The organism is Micromonospora sp. WMMD967 (genome assembly GCF_029626165.1).
Classification (GTDB): Bacteria; Actinomycetota; Actinomycetes; order Mycobacteriales; family Micromonosporaceae; genus Micromonospora; species Micromonospora taraxaci.
The window spans coordinates 3,513,178-3,528,979 of sequence record NZ_JARUBK010000001.1 but is presented as its reverse complement, the minus strand read 5'-3'; the positions used below and the strand labels follow the sequence as shown (position 1 = coordinate 3,528,979).

General features: G+C 73.1%; 14 protein-coding genes. 4 read left to right on the top strand and 10 right to left on the bottom strand.

What is annotated here, in order from left to right:
* Window positions 1-1,663 precede the first annotated feature (1,663 nt).
* Together O7631_RS16485 and O7631_RS16480 are read right to left on the bottom strand one after the other, a co-directional pair.
* The gene (locus O7631_RS16485) at window positions 1,664-3,202 is read right to left on the bottom strand and encodes a replication-associated recombination protein A (protein WP_278145017.1); all 1,539 of its coding nucleotides are present in this window, start codon (window positions 3,200-3,202) and stop codon (window positions 1,664-1,666) included.
* A gap of 74 nt (window positions 3,203-3,276) precedes the next feature.
* Window positions 3,277-3,489, bottom strand: coding sequence for a hypothetical protein (locus tag O7631_RS16480; protein ID WP_030488373.1), 213 nt, complete (start codon window positions 3,487-3,489; stop codon window positions 3,277-3,279).
* A 129-nt stretch (window positions 3,490-3,618) separates the two neighbouring features.
* Here O7631_RS16480 and O7631_RS16475 point away from each other — a divergent pair, with 129 nt between their 5' ends.
* Window positions 3,619-4,359, top strand: a complete 741-nt coding sequence (locus O7631_RS16475; protein ID WP_278145016.1) for a GNAT family N-acetyltransferase — start codon at window positions 3,619-3,621, stop codon at window positions 4,357-4,359.
* Window positions 4,360-4,377: 18 nt separating this feature from the next.
* Here the strand turns inward: O7631_RS16475 and O7631_RS16470 are convergent, their stop codons facing one another.
* From O7631_RS16470 to aspS, 4 genes are all read right to left on the bottom strand, one after another.
* Window positions 4,378-5,661 (bottom strand): MFS transporter, encoded by a 1,284-nt coding sequence (locus O7631_RS16470; protein ID WP_278145015.1) that lies wholly within the window; start codon window positions 5,659-5,661, stop codon window positions 4,378-4,380.
* A 175-nt stretch (window positions 5,662-5,836) separates the two neighbouring features.
* Window positions 5,837-6,445, bottom strand: coding sequence for a helix-turn-helix domain-containing protein (locus tag O7631_RS16465; protein WP_278145014.1), 609 nt, complete (start codon window positions 6,443-6,445; stop codon window positions 5,837-5,839).
* A gap of 67 nt (window positions 6,446-6,512) precedes the next feature.
* Window positions 6,513-7,325 carry a sugar nucleotide-binding protein gene (locus O7631_RS16460; RefSeq protein WP_278145013.1) on the bottom strand — a complete coding sequence of 271 codons (813 nt, stop codon included), beginning with the start codon at window positions 7,323-7,325 and terminating at the stop codon, window positions 6,513-6,515.
* Window positions 7,326-7,426: 101 nt separating this feature from the next.
* Window positions 7,427-9,232 carry an aspartate--tRNA ligase gene (gene aspS / locus O7631_RS16455; RefSeq protein WP_278145012.1) on the bottom strand — a complete coding sequence of 602 codons (1,806 nt, stop codon included), beginning with the start codon at window positions 9,230-9,232 and terminating at the stop codon, window positions 7,427-7,429.
* Window positions 9,233-9,387: 155 nt separating this feature from the next.
* Between aspS and O7631_RS16450 the strand changes: the two genes are divergently transcribed.
* Window positions 9,388-10,116, top strand: a complete 729-nt coding sequence (locus tag O7631_RS16450) for a DUF998 domain-containing protein (RefSeq protein ID WP_278145011.1) — start codon at window positions 9,388-9,390, stop codon at window positions 10,114-10,116.
* Between the two features lie 107 nt (window positions 10,117-10,223).
* Window positions 10,224-10,955: a DUF998 domain-containing protein gene (locus O7631_RS16445; RefSeq protein ID WP_278145010.1), complete on the top strand. Its 732-nt coding sequence runs from the start codon at window positions 10,224-10,226 to the stop codon at window positions 10,953-10,955.
* Here the strand turns inward: O7631_RS16445 and O7631_RS16440 are convergent.
* Entirely contained in the window at window positions 10,934-11,980 is a 1,047-nt protein-coding gene (locus O7631_RS16440) for a S1 family peptidase (protein WP_278145009.1), read from the bottom strand. The two genes, O7631_RS16445 and O7631_RS16440, sit on opposite strands and share 22 nt — an antisense overlap.
* Window positions 11,981-12,261: 281 nt before the next feature.
* Window positions 12,262-12,738, bottom strand: a complete 477-nt coding sequence (locus O7631_RS16435) for a helix-turn-helix domain-containing protein (RefSeq protein WP_278145008.1) — start codon at window positions 12,736-12,738, stop codon at window positions 12,262-12,264.
* 54 nt (window positions 12,739-12,792) lie between these two features.
* On the opposite strand from O7631_RS16435, the gene O7631_RS16430 reads away from it, so the two are divergent.
* On the top strand, window positions 12,793-13,299 hold the full coding sequence (locus tag O7631_RS16430) for a PaaI family thioesterase (protein WP_278145007.1): 507 nt from the start codon (window positions 12,793-12,795) through the stop codon (window positions 13,297-13,299).
* A 147-nt stretch (window positions 13,300-13,446) separates the two neighbouring features.
* On the opposite strand, the gene O7631_RS16425 is transcribed toward O7631_RS16430, so the two are convergent.
* Window positions 13,447-14,388 carry an acyl-ACP desaturase gene (locus O7631_RS16425; protein WP_278145006.1) on the bottom strand — a complete coding sequence of 314 codons (942 nt, stop codon included), beginning with the start codon at window positions 14,386-14,388 and terminating at the stop codon, window positions 13,447-13,449.
* A 71-nt stretch (window positions 14,389-14,459) separates the two neighbouring features.
* A complete protein-coding gene (gene hisS, locus O7631_RS16420) occupies window positions 14,460-15,788 on the bottom strand; it encodes a histidine--tRNA ligase (protein ID WP_278145005.1) in 1,329 nt (442 codons plus the stop codon).
* Window positions 15,789-15,802: the final 14 nt, after the last annotated feature.

Below are 15,802 nucleotides of genomic sequence, written 5' to 3'. Positions count from 1 at the left end.
GGTCGGTCACCGGGAGACGGCGGATAGGGCAGAGCCTGGTCGCCGGTGGAACCTGACGCGTCCGGTCGGACGGCACGACGACCTGTCGTCGTCTCCGCTCCCGGGTCGGCCGGCGGGCCGGCGGGCCGGCGGGCGGCGCGACGATCTGTCGTCGCCTCCGCTCCCGGGTCGGCCGGCGGGCCGGCGGGCCGGCGGGCGGCAGGGCGCTCCGCGGCCGGGTCCGGTACGCCGAGTCGACCGGCCGCCCGGTCGACGATGTCTCCCGTGTTGGCAGGTGGCGCGGCGCGCCGACCCGGCGGTGGCGGGGTGGCCCCTCGGCGGTTGACGACGGGCAGACCCGGATCGGTGTGCGGCAGGCGACCGGCCTGGCGCAGCCAGTCGGCGGGCCGCTCCGGGCGGTCCACCCGGGGTTCGCCGCCGGCTGGCGTACGCCGCTCCGGTTCGTCGGGGACGGCCCGGCGGCGACCGGCGCCGTCAGCCGGGACGATGGTGGGCGTCGCGCCGCTGTGGCCGCCGGACGCCGCGGGCACCGGTGGGGCGTTACCCGAGCGGGGCACCACCGGCTCGTCGGGTTCGGCGGCACGGCGACGGCCGCCGCCTGCGGGGCGGGCGGGCTCGGCGGCACGGCGGCCGGTGGGCTCCGGTGCCCCGGGGTCGACCGGGCCGGGCCGGCGCCGGGCGGTGCGTGGGTCGTGTTCGATGGCGGGGTCGGGGCGCGGGCCGTCGGCGGCCTGGGGTACGGCGCCCGCGGGCGCGCCGTCGAACCGAGCCACGCCGGCGGCGGACGGCCCGGCCGCCCGTGCCGGATCGGGCGCGGGTCCGGCGGGCCGGCGACCGGCGGGCGTGCCGTCGGCCGGCGGCCGGGAGCGGCCGGGCTCGACGGGCTCCGGGCCCGGCCGACGGCCCGGCGGGACGGCGTCCGGACGGCGCAGCGGAGGCACGGCGTCCGCCTGTCCACCGGAGGCGTTGGGATCCGGGCGACGACCGGTCGGTACGGCGGCTTCGGGGCGACGCCCGGTCGGGGCGCCGGAGCTCGGAGGGCCCACGGGTGGCCCGGGGGGAGCCGCTGCGGAGCGGGCACGGACGGGACCGCCGGGCGTGTCAGTGCCCGGGTGGGGGCCCGGCGGGCCGGCCGGGTCGCCGCCGACCGGACGGGCCGTGGGTGGTGACGGCGGCGCGGCGGCGCGGGCGCCGGGGACCGGTTGCACACCGCGACGCGCCGGCTGGCCAGGAGCACCGGGGCCGGCTGCGGGGGGCCGCTCGTCCGGGCGGCGGGCCGCCGGCGGTGCCTCCCCCGGCCAGGGGCCGTCGGTCGGCCGACGAGGGCCGGGGCCGTCCGGATCGCTCTGCCGCTGCGCGGGCGGCCCCGGGGCCTCCGGCGGCGCCGGTACGCCTGCGCGCGCACCACCCGGCGCACCCCGCTGCGGCCCGGCCGGCGCACCCCCGGCGGGGCGGGTCGGCTCTGCCGGGGCACCGTCCGGGCCCAGTTCGGTGCGTTGCTGCTTGGCCGAGCGCAGGTCGTCGATCCAACCGAACTCCTCGCCGGCGACCGGCTCCTCCGGCTCGGGCTCCGCCGCCCGACCCCGACCCCAGCGACGCGCCTTGGCGCGGGGATCGCGCCGCTCGTCCGCGCCCTCGTCCGGGCGGTCCCCACCACGCGATCTCACTGTTGACCCTCTCCTGCGGCGTCGGTGCCGCTGTCCTGCATAGTGCCGGTGGCGCCCGTGCCCGTCGCCGGGCGACCACTCTCGCCAGGAAGCGCCGACGCGGTCTGCGCCGTTACGGGTGGCTCGACTGCCGGGGTGTCCGGGCGGCCGGCCGGGGCCGGCAGTCCACGCACGATGCGGCGCAGCACGGGTAGCCGGCTGGCCACCGCCCGTTCCGCCCCGTGCGGACTGGGCTGGTAGTAGTCGGTGCCCACCAGGTCGTCCGGGACGTACTGCTGGGTGACCACGCCGCGCTGGTCGTCGTGCGGGTAGCGGTAGCCGGTCCCGTGACCCAACCCCCGGGCTCCGGCGTAGTGCGCGTCGCGCAACCCCCGTGGCACGGATCCGCCCCGACCGGCCCGGACGTCGGCGATCGCGGCCCCGATGGCGGTGGTGGCCGAGTTCGACTTGGGGGCGGTGGCCAGGTGGATCACCGCCTGGGCCAGGTTGAGCTGCGCTTCGGGAAGCCCGACGTACTCGACCGCGTGCGCGGCAGCGGTGGCGACGCTCAGGGCCCCGGGGTCGGCCATACCCACGTCCTCGCTGGCGAAGATGACCAGGCGGCGGGCGATGAACCGGGCGTCCTCACCGGCGACCAGCATGCGCGCCAACCAGTGCACGGCGGCGTCCACGTCCGATCCGCGCATGCTCTTGATGAAGGCGCTGACGACGTCGTAGTGGGCGTCGCCGTCGCGGTCGTAACGCACCGCGGCCACGTCGACCGCCTGCTCGGCGGTGGCCAGGTCGATCCGGCCGGTGCCGAGCGCCGTGGCGGAGGCCGCCGCCGCCTCCAGCGCGGTGAGTGCCTTGCGGACGTCACCGGAGGCGAGCCGGACCAGGTGGTCCTCGGCCTCGGTGGTCAGTGTGAGCGCCGCGTCGAGACCGCGCTTGTCGACGACCGCACGTCGCAGCAGGCCCCGCACCGCCTCGTCGTCCAACGGTTGCAGGGTGAGCAGTACGCACCGCGACAACAGCGGTGAGATGACCGAGAAGTACGGGTTTTCGGTGGTGGCCGCCAGCAACGTGACAGTACGGTCCTCGACGGCGGCGAGCAGCGAATCCTGTTGGGTCTTGCTGAACCGGTGCACCTCGTCGATGAAGAGCACGGTCTGCGGGCCGCCTGAGCGGCGCTGGCGGCGGGCCGTCTCGATTACCGCCCGCACGTCCTTCACGCCGGCGGAGAGCGCCGACATCGCGACGAAGCGGCGGTCGGTCGCTCCGGCCACCAGATGCGCGATGGTGGTCTTGCCGCTGCCGGGCGGCCCCCAGAGGATCACCGACATCGGGGCACCGCCGGAGACCAACTGCCGTAGCGGGGCTCCCGGGGCGAGTAGGTGGTCCTGCCCGATCAGCTCGTCGAGGCTCGTGGGGCGCATGCGGACGGGCAGCGGTGAGTCGTCGGCCACCGCGGTGAAGCCGTCGACACCGGCGGGACCGTCGGGCGCGCTGCGCGACCCGGCGGGTTCACCGAGGGAGAAGAGGGCGTCGGACTCCATCACGAAGACAGTACCGGGCCGGGCCCACGACGCCGGAATCGCGCCGGGGGCCCGCCACCGGTGATCGGTTCCGGTCAGCCACGACCGGGGCGCCGGCCCCGGTACCAGCGGCCGCCGCCACCGCCGCGCGGGCCGCTGCCGACACCGCCGAGGTAGAGCGAGAGCAGGAGGAGCCCGATGAGCACGAGCGTGTTCCAGTTGAACAGGTCCGGTGCTCCGAAGTCTGTGTTGAGCAGGTCGAGCAGCAGGGCGAAGCCAAAGACGATGGCCGCGAGAATGGCGAGCATGTCGGTCCTCCGGTGGGGGTTCCCAGTAGGTCGGCGCGTGATGTACCCAATCGGTCGGCTCGCCAATCTCCATGGTGGAACGGGGCAACCCGGCGCAGGCACGCCGCCCTCGACTCCTAGGCTGGGTCCATGATCAACGACGACCAGGTGCTGACGAACCGGGACGCCGTCCTGGGCGCTGTCGGCCACCACCCGTTCGCCCGGCACGCGCTCGGGCGGGCCACGCCGACGGCCGCGTACCAGCGCGACGGCGCCGTGCTGTGGATGGTTCCGCCCGAGCACGGGCCGGCCGGCTGCGCGATCGGCCCGGCCGAACCAGCGCTGGAGATCTGTGTCGCGCTCGCCGCCGACGGGATGCTGCGCCCGGGACAGCGGCTGCACCTGCCCCGGCACGATCGCGGTCTGCTGACCGGACGGCTCGCGGTGGCCGACCACAGTGACTGGGACTTCCACTGGACGACCACGGCACCGGCGGTCCAGCCCAACGAGCAGCCGGTGGTACGCCTCACCGACGCCGACGTTCCCGCACTCACGGCACTGGTCGACGAGGCGTTCCCCAGCAGCACCTCCCGCCCTGGCGACCCGAGGGTGGTCGACTGGTACGGCATCCGCGCCGGCGACCGCCTGGTGGCGTGCGGCGCCGACCGCAGCCAGGGCGACATCGGCTTCGTCGCCGGCCTGACCGTCGCCCCCGACCAACGAGGACGCGGGCTGGGCGCGTCCCTCACCGCGGGCATGACCCGGGCGCTGCTGGCACGCCACGACACCGTCGGGCTCGGCGTCTACACGCACAACGTCGCTGCGGCCCGGCTCTACCGTCGACTCGGCTACACCTCCACCCTCCCGCTCAGCTCGATCCGCCTCGCCTGAGGTGCCGGCGACGTCCCGTCATCTCTCGGCGGGCACGGGGACCACGGCCGGTTCCACGGCTGGGGCGGCCCGACGGCCGGCCAGCCAGGCGGGCAGGTAGAGCGGCGCGGCGACGGCCAACACCACAGCGCCGACCACCATCGCGGTGCTGACACCCGCGGCGGCGGCGACAGCGGTCAGGACCACCCCGCCGAGCGCGCCGGCCGGCTGCGCCATCATCGAGTTCAGCGAGAGCACGCTGGTCCGGTACGGGCCGTCGACCTGCCGGTGCAGCAGCCCACTGTGCAGCGGATTGGACGCGCCGTGCACGGCGTAGCAGGCCAGGTAGGCCACGAGCACCCCGACCGGCCCGGCGAACAGACCCATCCCGACCACCGTCACGCCCTGGAGGATGCGCAGCAGAGCGGCCCCCGGAGCGGCGCCAAACCAGCGCAACAGCAGCGGAGTCAGCGCCGCGCCCGCCGCCGAGGCGAGCCAGGCGGCCGAGTTCGCCGGTCCGAGCAGAGCGGCGGCACGTTCCGGATCACCGATCACCTCGGCGAGCCGGACCGGCAGCAACGACTCGAAGGTGACCATGCCGAAGCCCCAGAACAGCTCCACCGCCACCAGGGCCAGCAGCACCCGGGAGCGGCGCAGCAGCCCGACCGCCTCGCCGATCATCCGGGGCGCCTGCACCACCGAGGACCGCAGCGCCGCGAGCCCGGTGGCCGGCCGCTCCTCGACCAGCAGCACCACCAACGCGACCAGAGCGATCACCTGCGCCAGGATGGCGGCGAGCACGGGCACCGTCAGCGCGGTGACCGGCCCGATCGGACCCAGCGCGATCAGACCGCCGCTGATCAGCGCGCCCCCGGCGATGGCCCCGCCGATGACGGTGCCGGCGTATCCCAGACCGCGCTCGTACTCCGCGTCCGGGTCGGCGGCCAACGTGGCATCGACGTACCAGGACTCCAGTGGGCCGCTGTCCAACGCCCGGTAGACGCCCTGCAGGGCCCAGACGACGAAGAACAGCACGAACGAGTCGGCCACCGCGAACAACGCCAGCGACGCCAGGTTGAGCACCCCGGCGGCGAGCAGCACCGGTCGGCGACCGAGCGCGTCGGCGAGCCCGCCGGTGGGCAACTCCAGCGCCAGCACCAACAACCCCTGCGCGGTGCCGACCAGGCCGATCTGCGGCAACGACAGGCCGCGCTCCTGCATCAGCAGGATCATCACCGGGATCATCAGACCCGTGGGCAACCACCGCAGGCCGTAGAGCGTGAGGTAACGACCCCGAACCTGGCGTACGGTCAGCGCGCTCACGGCGTCTCCTCAATTCGCGACTGCGGGGCTCGCAAACCCGACTCACTCCTCGCGCTCACCGAACCACCGTCCGTTCGCGACTGCGGGGCTCGCAAACCCGACTCACTCCTCGCGCTCACCGAACCACCGTCCGTTCGCGACTGCGGGGCTCGCAAACCCGACTCACTCCTCGCGCTCACCGAAGGCGCTCGGGTAGCGGGTAGCTGGCCAGAAAGACCTGCACCGGGCGGGCATCAGGGTCTACGGGGGCGGCGCTGTCGGCCTCGCGGTGATACCGCTCCAACACCTTCCACACCTCCTCCTGAAGCTCCTCCAGCCGGGCCGCGGGGATGGTCATGAAGATGTCGCTCATGCCGAAGGCGTCCCGCCACGCCGGCGGCCACTCGTGCCGGGTGGCGAACCAGCGGTCGGCGGTCTCGGCGAGCAGCCGCACCTGGTCCCCCTGGATCCACTCGATCGCGGCCCGGGCGTCGGGGTCGTCGTCGAAGTCGGTCGCGTCCCAGTTGGTGACGTCGTGTGCCGCTTGCCACCAGCGCTGCCGGCCGCTGCCCCGGTCGGGATCCTCGACGACCAGCCCGACATCGGCGAGCTGGCGCAGGTGGTAACTGGTCGCGCCGGTGTTCGTGTCGAGCAGTTCCGCCAGGGTGGTGGCGGTGGCGGGCCCCTTCACGCGCAGGGCCCCGACCAGCCGCATCCGCAGCGGATGGGCCAGCACCCGGACCTGCCGTTTGTCGATCCGCACCTCACGCGGTGCCGGCCGCGCTGTCGCTTCATCGTGCGCCATGAGCTGCACACTATCTCTGCACACTTTCCGTGCACAACTAGTATGCAGAGAAAGTGTGCACCCGGTTTCACGGTTCCAGGAGTTCGCGTACCCCGCGCAGGCGCGTTCGCAGCAGGCCGGTGGCTCGGGCGGAGTCCAGGCGTACGTCGAGGGGCCGGGACAGGCCCAGGGCGGCCCCGGTGGTGGTCTTCAGCCCGGCCGGGTCCAGGCCGTACCGCTCGGCGACCAGCAGACCCAACTCCGCCCGGCTCACCGCGTCCGGGCCGGCCACGTTGAGCAGCCCGGCGTACGACGAGGTGACCAGTTCCAGCACGGCGTCGGCCAGGTCGGTGACGTCGATCGGGCACCGCAGCTCGTCGGAGAACAGGACCGCCCGGCCGGCGAGCGCGTCCCGGCAGAGCTGGATCTGTTTGCTGCCCTCACCCAGGATCAGCGAGGTACGCACCAGCGCCGCGCCGGGGTCGATCGCCCGCACGGCGGTCTCGGCCGCGGCCTTCGCGGCGCCGTACGCGTGCACCGGCGTCGGTGGTTCGTCGTCGGCGTACGGCGTGGGTCGGCCGGCGTGCAGGGCGTCGCTGGACACGTGCACCAGCCGGGCACCGGCCTCGGCGGCGGCGAGCGCCACGTGCGCAGCCCCGTCGGCGGTGACCGCCCAGTCCCCGTACCGGTAGGGGGTGCCGACCACGGCGTCCGGCCGCACATCGGCGACCAGCGCGCGCACGGCGGACCGGTCGGTCACGTCCAGCCGCCGTGCGTCAACCCCCGGCACGCCGATCTCACCGGAGTGAAACGTCCCCACAACCGACAGACCGGCGCTGATCCCCCGGGAACACACCGCACGCCCCAGAAGCCCACTGCCCCCGACAACAAGCACTCGCACCGGAGCCCACTCCCCCGCTAACGATCAAGAGGTTTGCGTCATCTCGCCGGGCGATGATGACGCAAACCTCTTGATCAACCAAGCAGGGGCCGGGGGTGGGGTCAGACCGGGTCGGCTACCGGGGCTGCTCCGCCTGCGGTGCCCGTGTGGGCGGTGGCGGGCGGCTTGGGCTTCGCGTCGATGCCGGCCTCGGTGCGCTGCTGGGCGGTGATCGGCGTGGGAGCGCTGGTCAGCGGGTCGAACCCACCACGGGTCTTCGGGAAGGCGATGACCTCACGGATGGAGTCGGCCCCGGCGAGCAGCATGCACACCCGGTCCCAGCCAAAGGCGATGCCACCGTGCGGCGGGGCGCCGTACTTGAACGCCTCCAACAGGAACCCGAACTTGTCCTGCGCCTCCTCGGGCGTGATGCCGAGCAGGTCGAAGACCCGCTTCTGCACGTCACCCCGGTGGATACGGATCGACCCGCCGCCGATCTCGTTGCCGTTGCAAACGATGTCGTACGCGTACGCCAGGGCCCGGTCCGGAGCCTCCTCGAACCGGTCCACCCACTCCGCGTTCGGCGAGGTGAACGGGTGGTGCACGGCCGTCCAGCCGCCCTCGTCAATGCGCTCGAACATCGGAGCGTCGACCACCCAGCAGAACGCCCACGCGCTCTCGTCGATCAGGCCGGACCGCTTGGCGATCTCGACCCGGGCCGCACCGAGCAGCTCCTGCGCCTCGCGGGTGTTCGTGCTCGCCGCGAAGAAGACCGCGTCGCCCGGCTTGGCGCCGACCGCGTCGGCGAGCCCGCCCAGGTGCTCGGCGGAGAGGTTCTTCGCCACCGGGCCGCGCGCCTCGCCGGTCTCGGCGTCCAGCACCACGTACGCCAGCCCGCGCGCGCCACGCGCCTTCGCCCAGTCCTGCCAGCCGTCCAGCTCCTTGCGGCTCTGCGCCGCGCCGCCCGGCATGACCACCGCGCCGACGTAGCCGCCCGCATCGATCGCCCCGGCGAACACCCGGAACTCGGTGCCGCGCAGGTACTCGGTCAGCTCGGTCAGCTCCACGCCGTAGCGCAGGTCCGGCTTGTCCGAGCCGTACCGGGCCATCGCGTCGTGCCAGGTGATCCGCGGGATCGGCTGGCTGATCTCGTGCCCGGCCAGGTCCTTCCAGAGCGCCGAGACGATCGCCTCGCCGAGGTCGATCACGTCGTCCTCGGTGACGAACGACATCTCGATGTCGAGCTGGGTGAACTCGGGCTGCCGGTCGGCCCGGAAGTCCTCGTCGCGGTAGCAGCGGGCGATCTGGTAGTACCGCTCCATGCCGCCGACCATCAGCAGCTGCTTGAACAGCTGCGGCGACTGCGGCAGCGCGTACCAGCTGCCCGGCTGGAGACGCACCGGAACCAGGAAGTCGCGGGCGCCCTCGGGGGTCGAGCGGGTCAGCGTCGGCGTCTCGATCTCCAGGAAGTCCCGCTCGTGCAGGACGCCCCGGGCGAGGTGGCTGGCGCGCGAGCGCAGCCGCAGCGCGTTCGCCGGGCCGCTGCGGCGCAGGTCCAGGTAGCGGTACCGGAGCCGGATGTCGTCGCCGGCCTCGATCTGGTCGTCCACCGGCAGCGGCAGCGGGGCCGCCTCGGAGAGCACCTCCAACTCGGCGGCGGTCACCTCGACCTCGCCGGTGGGCAGCTCCGGGTTCTCGTTGCCGTCCGGTCGGCGGGTAACCTCGCCGACGACCTTCACGCAGAACTCGTTGCGCAGCGCGTGCGCGTCCTCCTCGCGGAACACCACCTGGACGACGCCGGAACCGTCGCGCAGGTCGACGAAGATGACCCCGCCGTGGTCGCGCCGGCGGGCCACCCACCCGGCGAGCGTCACCGTCGAGCCGGCGTCCGCGGCGCGCAGGCTTCCGGCATTGTGGGTACGGATCACGGCTGGCAACTCCTCATCGTGGAACAGTCCTCACCGGCATTCTGTCAGGGGTGGCCGTCCCACCTCCGGGGCACCCGCCAGGCCGGCGTGATTCGCAGGTGGGGCGGACCGGCGAACCCGGCTCGGCCGACGGCCCTGCCGGTTAACGTGGCGAAATGCGCGCCGTACCGAACTGGGCCGTCGCCACGGCGGCCGCCGCACCCCTGTTGCTGGTGACCGGCTGGACGGTCGCGGAGGCGCGGCAGCCCGTCGGGTACGACCCGGTCCGGGACACCATCAGCGAGCTGGCCGGACAGGACGCCACCGATGCCTGGATCATGGTGGTGGCCCTGGTGCTGCTCGGCTGTTGTTACTTGTCGGTCGCCGCCGTCCTACACGCGGCCGGGCTGCCGAGCCGCTTCCTGCTGGCGATCGGTGGGGTGGCCACCATCGCGCTCGTCGCCTTCCCCCGGCCGCCGGTCGGCGGCTCGGTCAGCCACGGCGTCGCGGCGACGGTGGCTGTCCTCGCCCTCGTGCTCTGGCCGGCTGGCTCGGCGCTGCGGCTGCCCCGCGGTCACGACAGCGAGCACCCCACCCGACCGGAGCCGCCGTGGGCGTTTCGCCGGGCGGTGGGACTGAGCGCCACGCTCGTGCTGCTCGCGCTGTTTGGCTGGTGCGCGTTCGAGGTGACGAGTGGATCCCGTACCGGACTGGCCGAGCGGGTCACTGCGGTGGCGGTCTCCCTCTGGCCCCTGCTGGCGGTGCTCTCCGCCCGGCGGGCGCACCTCGCCTGGGCGACCGGCGGCACCGTCCGCGTCGGCCCGGACCTGCCGACCATCGGCGTCGTACCCCCGGATCCGCTCGGACCTTCGAGCGGGCCTGCTTCCGGCGACCGGCTGCCGTGAGACCTCACCCGGTCTGATCCAGCCGTCGGGCGCCCACCCGAACCCGGCCTGGGCGGCCCGAACGCGGTCTGGGAACCGCGTTGGTGTCGCATCGCTACGATCGCCCGATGTCTGCCGTTCCCCGCTGGGCTCTGCTGTCGGCCGGTGGCGCACCAGTGTTCCTCGTCGGTGGCTGGACCCTGGCGCAGGCCGCCCAGTCCGACGGGTTCGACCCGGTGCGGCAGACCATCAGCGCGCTGGCCGCCACTGGCGCGGATCACCGTTGGATCATGACGTTGGGGCTGGCCGGGCTGGGCATCTGTCACCTGGTGACCGCGCTCGGTCTGGTAAGCGCCGCGCCGGCGGGTCGGGCGCTGCTCGCGCTGGGTGGGCTGGCGACCCTGATCCTTGTCGCGTTCCCGCAGCGTCCGGCCGGTGGCTCGACGACCCATGCCGTGGCCGCCGGTGTGGCGTTCGGAGCGTTGGCTGTCTGGCCGGCCCTGGCGTTGCCCCGTCGGGCGAGTCCGTCCCTCGACGGGGAACACCGCCATGCTCCGGCTTCCGTACGCCGGCTGGGGCTCGCGACGGCGGTGGTCCTCCTCGCGCTGGTCGGCTGGTTCGCCGTCGAGCTCTTCACCGACGGGGCATGGATCGGGCTGACCGAGCGGCTGGTGGCGGCCGCCGAGGCGGGCGTACCCCTTGCCGTCGTGCTTGTCTGCCGACAGCGATCGGGACCGTCCGGTCCCGGCTTCGCGTCGTCGTGTTCGGAGGGGTCCGGTGGCTGTCAACGCGGCGCGGGCCGCCGGAAACCTCCGGCGGCCCGCGGTCGGTGGTGCGATCAGAAGACGCTGACGCCGTAGCGGCTGAGCGCCTCGGTGACCGGCTGGAAGAAGGTCGTGCCGCCGGTGCGGCAGTTGCCGCTACCACCGGAGGTCAGGCCCAGGGCGGTGGTGTTGGCGAACAGCGAGCCGCCGCTGTCGCCCGGCTCGGCGCAGACGTTGGTGCGGATCAGACCGGAGACCGAACCCTCGGCGTAGTTCACCGTGGCGTTGGTCGCGGTCACCGAGCCGCTGCGCAGGCCGGTGGTGCTGCCGGAGCGCTGCACCGCCTGGCCGACGGACGCGTTGCCGGCGCCGGTGATGTCGCGGAAGCTGCCGTTGTAGAGCGAGACGTTGCCGGCCGCGTTGGCCGAGTTGTTGTGCCGCACGATGCCGTAGTCGTTACCCGGGAAGCTGGTGCCGGTACGGCTGCCGAGCAGCGCGGTCTGGGCGGAGTTCGAGTACCAGCTGGCCGAGATGTTGGTGCAGTGCCCGGCCGTCAGGAACGAGTAGGTGCTGCCACTGCGCACGTTGAAGCCGAGCGAGCAGCGCCCGCCCCCGCCGGCGTAGATGGCCTGACCGCCGGAGATCCGGGTGCTCAGCACGCCGGCCTCGGCTTCGACCCGGACCGCGCCGTTGGCCCGCGCGGCGGCGGCCTTGACCCGCTCCAGCTTCGCCCCGGTGACGGTGCTGTCCACGGAGACGACGACCTGGTTGGTGACCGGGTCGCTCCACCAGGCGGTGCCTGGGATCTTGGCCGAGCGCTCCAGCTCGGCGGTGGCCCGGTTGAGCTCGGCGGCGCCGCGGGTGACGTAGCGGACGACGGCGCCGGCCTTGCTCGCCTTGCTGGCGGCGGCGGCGTCGGTCACCGTGACGACGGACTTGCCGCTGGCGTCGATGTACGAGCCGGCCGAGCGGTCGCCGAGAGCCGCGGAGAGCGCGGCGGCGGCGTCCGGCGAGGCTGCGGGAGCGGCCTGGGCGGGTGCGCCGATGAGCGCGCCGACGACCAGGGATCCGGACACGGCGACTGTCGCCGCGACGCGGAACGAGGACCTCGTGGGTCGCATGTAACAAACCTCCTGGGCGGGGGAGCGGGTCTCGCCGTGGGGGACGACTGACCCGAGGACAACCCGGCCGATCTGCGAAAACCGGCCGGGTGAACTGAAGTATTCACATACTTAAGATCATTGACAAGGCTTGGATTCGCCCGAATCTGCCGATCTTGGTCGGCCATCTCGGCGCAACACCACTGACTCGCTGGTGAACAACCACCGTCACACCGATGTCGATTTTCGTGCGCACGATCATCGATGCCTGCCGGATGCGTGGGCAACCTCGGCGGATCGCTTCAGGACGTACGGCGACGGGCCCCGGGGCCCGGGCGCGGCACGACGTCACGGGTCCGCTCCACGTCGTGCCCATCGGCACACCGCAACTCGACACGTACCGGCGCGCCACAGTCACGGTGCGCGACGGTGAGCGGCGGTCCCTCCGGGTCGGCGAGGTACCGGTCGCCCCACCCGAGCACGGCGACCAGCACCGGCCAGAGGTCCAGGCCCTTCTCCGTCAGCCGGTACTCGTGGCGCACGCGACTGCCCGGCTCCTGGTACGGCTCACGGCTCAGCACGCCCTGCGCGACGAGGTTGGCCAGCCGGTTGGTCAGCACCTGACGCGGAATGCCGGTACGCACCCGCATGTCGTCGAAGCGGCGTACGCCGGTGAACACCTCCCGGAGCACCACGAGGGTCCACCGCTCGCCGAGGATCTCCATCGCGCGGGCGATGGTGCAGTTGTCCACCGACCAGTCCAGTGCCGCGGGTCGCATTCGCCCAGGCTAGGTCTCGTTGACAGACTCAGCAACCGCTGCCAGGCTGCGTCCATGACGCAGACGCAGGAACCGGGGCGCAGCCGCACCTTCAGCTGGGCGGACCCGGCGGCGAACGCCGCGCAGGTCGGTCGACGCAGCGGCATCGACATGCTCCGCGCGATGATCGCCGGCGAACTGGCCGCGCCGCCGGTGATGCACCTTCTCGACATGACCCGGATGCAGGCCGACGAGGGGCGGGTCAGCGTCGAGCTGACCCCGCAGGAGTTCCACTACAACCCCCTCGGCACCGTCCACGGTGGCGTGCTCTCGACCCTGCTGGACACCGCCGCCGGGTGTGCCGTGCACACCACCCTGCCGGCCGGCGTCGGCTACACGTCGCTGGACCTCAACGTGAAGTTCCTCCGCGCGGTCACCGTCGACAGCGGCACCCTGCGCTGCGAGGGCACGGTGCTGCAACGCGGCCGTCGCACAGCCCTGGCCGAGGCCCGCATCACCGACGCGAACGACCGCCTGATAGCCCACGCCACCAGCACCTGCCTCCTCCTCCCCCAGCCCTGACCCCCTCCCACCCACCCCCTCCCGCCCACCCCTCCCCCACCCACCTCGGGGTGATCATGAGGTTGACAGGCGGTTCGGAGATCCAACGACCCGCCAACGCCATGATCAACGGGGGCGGAGGGGGCCTGGGGGGGTGGGGGGTGGGGGTTAGCGGGCGGCTAGGCGGGCGGCTCGGGCGTCGCGCTTCTCCTCGAAGCGGCTCGCGGCGCGGTCGAGGTCCTGCAGGTGGGCGGCCAGCTGCTCCTGGGCGGCCGCGCCGTCGGCGTCGAGGCCGGACACGTTGAAGACGTCCCACTGACGCAACACCGGCTGCAACACCTCGTCGCGGTGCTGGCGCAGGTCGTAGATGCCGGCCAGCGCGATCGCCACGGACTTACGGGCGAAACCCTCGATGCCGTTACCCGGCATCTGGAAGTCGGCCACCACGTCGGCGACCGCCCGCATGGCCTGGCTCGGGGCCAGCTCGAACGCGGCGGCGAGCAGGTTGCGGTAGAAGACCATGTGCAGGTTCTCGTCGGCGGCCACCCGGGCCAACAGCGCCTCGCAGGCGGGGTCGCCGGTGGCCTTGCCGGTGTTGCGGTGCGAGATCCGGGTGGCCAGCTCCTGGAACGAGACGTACGCGAGCGAGTGCAGCACCTCGTCGCCGTGGGCGTTGGTGTAGCCCTCCGACATGTGCGTCATCCGGGCCCGCTCCAACGCCACCGGGTCGACGGCGCGGGTGACGGTCAGGTAGTCGCGGATCGCGACGCCGTGCCGGCCCTCCTCCGCGGTCCACCGGTGCACCCAGGTGCCCCACGCGCCGTCGCGGCCGAACAGGGTGGCGATCTCGTGGTGGTACGAGGGCAGGTTGTCCTCGGTCAGCAGGTTCACGATCAGCGCGGTACGGGCCACGTCCGGGATCGTCGAGTCGGTCGGCGACCACGCCTCGCCGCCGAGCGGCCCGTCGAAGGTGCGCCCCTCGCTCCACGGCACGTACTCGTGCGGGAACCACTCCTTGGCCAGAGTGAGGTGCCGGTCCAGGTTGCGGGCAACCACCGGCTCCAACTCGACGAGCAGTGCGGTCTGACTCAGTGTGGTGCTGACGGTCACGAGAAGCTCCCTACGGTGGCGTAACTTACGCTACCGTAGGTCCCTGCGGCCGTCAGCGCCAGTGGAGACACTCACCCGACCGTCGGCTTCAGGTCCTCCACCGGCGGCATCCACTCCTGAGCGACCGCCGTGACCTGCTCACCCGAGCGGATGTCCTTCACCTCGTCCGGTGCTCCGTCGACGCCCGGGAACCAGACGTACGGGATCCCCCGCCGCTCGGCGTAGCGGATCTGCTTACCGAACTTCGCCGCGCTCGGCGAAACCTCCGTGGGCACGCCACTGCGGCGCAGGGCCTCGGCCACCCGGTTGCTGGCCGTCCGCCGCTCCTCGTTCGTGACCGCGACGAGCACGGCGGTCGGCACCTCCCGGGAGACCGACAACGCCCCCGCGCCGAAGAGCAGCCCGAGCAGCCGGGTCACCCCGATCGAGATCCCCACCCCGGGGTACGAGACCGTGCCCGCGCTGGCCAGGTTGTCGTACCGGCCGCCGGAGCAGATCGAGCCGAACCGCTCGTAGCCGCGCAGCTGGGTCTCGTAAACCGTGCCCGTGTAGTAGTCCAGACCGCGGGCGATGCGCAGGTCCGCCACGCAGAGGCCGGGCGAGTGCTCGGCGGCGGTCTCCACCACCCGGACCAACTCGTCGACGCCCTCGTCGAGCAGCGGGTCGCTCACCCCGAGCGCGCGGACGGCGTCCGCGAACGAGGCGTCCGGCGCGGAGATCTCGGCCAGCGCCAGACAGGCCTTGGCCTGCGCCTCGCTCGCACCGGCGGTCTGGGCCAGCAGGTCGGCCACCCTGGCGGGGCCGATCTTGTCGAGCTTGTCGACAGCGCGCAGCGCCGCCTCCGGGTCGGTCAGCCCGATGCCCCGGTAGAAGCCCTCGCAGATCTTGCGGTTGTTGACCTGGATGGTCACCGGCGGAATCGGCAACGAGCGCAGGGCGTCCCCGATCACCAGGGGCATCTCCGCCTCGTGGTGCGGGGCCAGGGTGTCCCGGTCGACGATGTCGATGTCGGCCTGGACGAACTCCCGGTAACGGCCCTCCTGCGGCCGCTCACCCCGCCACACCTTCTGGATCTGGTAGCGGCGGAACGGGAAGGCCAACTTGCCGGCGTTCTCCAACACGTACCGGGCGAACGGCACGGTCAGGTCGAAGTGCAGGCCCAACTGGTCGTCGCCGCCCGCGCCCTCCGCGTCGGCGTGCAGCCGCCGGATCACGTAGACCTCCTTCGAGGTCTCGCCCTTGCGCAGCAACTGGTCCAGCGGCTCCACCGCGCGGGTCTCCAGCGGCGCGAAGCCGTACAGCTCGAAGGTGGCCCGGATCCGGTCGAGCACGAACTGCTCGACCATCCGCTGACCGGGGGTCCACTCCGGGAAACCGGAGATGGGCGTGGGCTTGCTCATCGGCGTACTCCTTG